Origin of the sequence: Planktothrix sp. FACHB-1355 (assembly GCF_014748295.1) — a bacterium.
Classification (GTDB): Bacteria; Cyanobacteriota; Cyanobacteriia; order Cyanobacteriales; family Aerosakkonemataceae; genus Aerosakkonema; species Aerosakkonema funiforme_A.
On record NZ_JACJUP010000936.1, the window covers coordinates 1 to 2912 of the forward strand.

1 protein-coding gene is annotated in these 2912 nt (G+C 45.4%); it reads right to left on the bottom strand.

The window, feature by feature from the left end; all coding sequences use genetic code 11:
• Positions 1-19: 19 nt before the first annotated feature.
• The gene (locus H6S82_RS27190) at positions 20-2419 is read right to left on the bottom strand and encodes a GAF domain-containing protein (protein WP_190460944.1); all 2400 of its coding nucleotides are present in this window, start codon (positions 2417-2419) and stop codon (positions 20-22) included.
• Between the last annotated feature and the right edge of the window lie 493 nt (positions 2420-2912).

Sequence of the window (2912 nt, forward strand, 5' to 3'; positions counted from 1 at the left end):
CACTCCCCCACTCCCCCTATTACAAATTTGGGGGTTCTAACCCCTCATCCAGCATTTTTAAATCGGTGATAGATTTTATATTGGGTAGAACGCGGACGCGGGCAAATTTTAAGCCAGTCACTCCTTGCAGTGGTTCCACCGTACCGCCTTCAACTTCTCTATCAATCCAGCCTTCGCGAGCTAAGTAGCGCAAGTACTGTTGATACTCTGTCCACTCGTCATCAGTGGAGTAAACTATAGTAAGCATACCCGGTTGGGTTATGCGCTCGTGTGACTGTGTGTCAATAGCTTTATCAATACGCTTTTTGACGAGTTCGTAGCGGGTGTCGCGGGTGCCTCTAACTTCAAATAATTTTTCGGTGTCTTCGTTGTGGAAGATGTCAACTGTAGCATCCTGCACTAAGACCAAATGAGTTACTTGCATTTGGGTGTTATATTGCGCTTGAATGCTGAAGGCTGTTCTAGCACAGTCACACATAGCTCGCAGTTGTTCGTATCGCAAACTGCGAAGATGGAAAGTTGAAAACTTTGGGTCAATGGATGCGCCGGCATAGATCATGTGATCGATACCGTCGGTAGATTCGATATCGCAGTAGTGGGGTGTGATTTTTTGCATGGAAACCTGCCAGCGATCCCAAGTTTCTCGGAGAAGAGCGTTGATTTGTCCGATCGTGCGATCGTAGCGATCGCGAGCCTTGTAAACGCACTGATGCTCGTTGTCGCACGCCGATCGGTAAGCCGCGACAGCTGCGTTGACATTCGGACAGCATTGAGCAAAGTAATCGAAGTAAATTTCCAAAGAAGAACGCAGATAGCGAATGGCTGTGACTTCTGCATCTACAGTTATCCCCGACTCTATTTGTTCGATGTGATAAAGCAGATCGAGGCGAAGTTGTTCCCCTAAAGAGGTTTCTTGAGATTGACAGAATGCCTCAACCACTTTTAATCCCAGATGAAATTGTTCCAGCACATCAGTCTGAATGGCACGGTTGCGCTCCTCAGAAGAACCGCGAATGTCCGAGATGCCATACAGGGGGTAAACATTACTAAAAATAATTGGTTCTGGGCGCATTCCCCAGCTGCGTCGTTCTGCTTCCTGCAAGAATTTCCATTCCACTGCTGGGTGGATATTGTTAAATTGAGTAAATCTTAACTGGATAGCTTGACGCAGCGCCACTGTAAAAGGGAGGATGAGTTCGGAAGCATACCGACAGTCAAGGCTGCTGAAGTTGTAAGCCCGATCGCTCGTCAATCCCACTACGCCTGCCAGTTGCCGAAATCCCGCTTTATATCCTTTCGCTTTGACGACCAATGGAATGAGCAACAAAGAACGGACACCCATTTCAAGTAGCCATCGCTCGCACTCGGTAGGACAATCCTGACTGAGATCGGCAACGTTCCAAACTTGATTTGCCTCCGCTGCTCGTAAAAAGTGCGACCCTTGCAGAGACTGCATGGAATAAGTAGTAGTTCTTAAATCTTTCGAGTCCGGCCCAAAAAACAGCCGCGCCTCGGAACGTTCGGTACTTAAAATCAAGCTATTTTTGGCGTGCAGAACCGATCTCAGCAACTGGTCAATTTTGCGAAACTTCTTCGGTCGTAAAATCGAGTCTTGGTCAATCAACAGATTCGTGAGGCGGCGCAGCATTTCGCGGATTGTGACATCAACGCCCTCCAGCAGCAGCAATCCTTCTACCCGGTAGTTGTTCGGTTGCAATCTGGATAAAAGCAATTCTATCTGGGCAGAGTTTCTTAACCAATTTTGCCAATCTCCCGTCTCCATCTGTTCGATATTCAAATCCGCAAACTCGTCTACATTGCGATCGAGGCGGACAACTTTTAATTGTGGCCATTCGTCAGCGCTTTTGTCGGGTAATCGCAACCAAAACTCCACCCAGCGCAGTTCTTGTCGATCGGATTTGCCGACAGAGGCGACGATCGGTTGGTCGAAGAGACCTTGAATGTCAATCTGGTAAATATCTTGCAAAACCAAACCCAGTAACAGCCGACGGTATAAAGATTCCCCATCTGGGCCATCCCAATCCGAGAATAAATCGGAAAGCCCGATCCCCTTAATCCCAATCTCTTGGCGGTTAACTTCTATACCTACTAAACGGGAGAAGTAATTGTTAGCATATCGGATCGCAAAGTCTGGTAGCTCAATTGCAGCCACTAGCTGCTGGCTGTTTTGCTGGAAACAAACCAGCCAGTTTAGGTCTTTTTCCGATGCGTCTGTTGCTTCCGTTTCAGCAGTTTGAGGTATATAAGCCTCATCATTAGCCGTTAAAGAGGCTTTAGACAAAAATATTTCCTTATTCTGCACATTTTGCTCGTTTGCTTGGTTTTCCTTACCTTGCTGAGCAAGTTCGATCTCGCTCTTGCTTACTGCTCCAGAAGAGATCGGTTTTAAGTGATTCATAAGTTTGCACCCAAGGACGTTGGATTTAAAACACGTATAAAGGCAGGAAAATTGGAGCAGACAGAAGTGGTAAAATTCGATTAATGTATCCAAAATATCTCAGTAAAGCATTTTTTTTCAATTTTTCTAGTTTAGATTATTGTTATCTGCTATAATAAAAAAATCAGTTTTATTTTATGCGAACAGCACTTTTTTGGTGTTTTCAATCTAAACCAATTAGGGAAGCCAAAATTATCGCAGGCTCAGATATCCCCCGCGATATATAAAATTTTGCGTCTGATATTTTTGTTTGATATTTTTCTTATCTGAGATAGCCTTAGAAGCCCCAACCGTAAGCGTTGCAGGTTGGGGTACTTCACTTAGTTTGAATGTAGAACCATACGAGTGTGCCGGAACTTATTTTTTAGGCTGCATCGGCAATCACCGCCGGCGGAATTAACAAGTCTAAGCCTGCTTTGTATTGGGGATCTGCTTCTGTAGCAACTAGATCTCG